Raw genomic sequence first — 568 nt, 5'->3', positions numbered from 1 at the left:
ATTGGCGATGATTGCCACGGGCTGGACGCCCTCGGAACGATCAGTTGCGATCTTCGTCTGAAGCTGATCTACATCCAACCGATAGTCAGGCGTTGACGGGATGCGCCGCAGCGCCCTGCGTCCGAGACCAAGAAGTTCCATGGCCGTCAGATGGCAGCCATGCACCTGGTCGGAGCCGTAAAAGGCCAGACGAGCGCCGCTCAACCCTCCTTCCCGGATGCTTTCTTGCCCAAGGGCTTCATTGCGGGCAACGGTGAGCGCAATGAGGTTGGCCACTGAACCGCCACTGGTCAGCGTACCGCTGGCGGTGCTCGGGAAGCCTGCGATTTCCTTGAGCCAGTCTACCACTTGCCGGTCCATCTGGGCTGCGGCGTGATTACCCCCCCCCAGATTCGAGCCAAGAATAGCGGCCAGGAAATCACCCAGAGCGCCGGTGAAGTTACTCGATCCCATGTACCACATCCAAAACCGCGGATGGATGTTGCCCATTGGATAAGGCATCAGATTCTCCTTGATCTGATCGAGCACCTCTTCCAGCGGCGTGCCACTCTCGGGTAACGGAGATTCA

At 59.2% G+C, this 568-nt stretch carries 1 protein-coding gene; it reads right to left on the bottom strand.

What is annotated here, in order from left to right:
- Positions 1-568: pyridoxal phosphate-dependent decarboxylase family protein (locus ACR0I8_RS22120; protein WP_480703681.1), on the bottom strand; the 568-nt coding region annotated here is incomplete at both ends.

The sequence above is a fragment of the Ruegeria sp. BG9 genome (assembly GCF_056538305.1).
The sequence above is the reverse complement of the archived record's forward strand: the minus strand, read 5'-3'. Positions and strand labels throughout refer to the sequence as shown.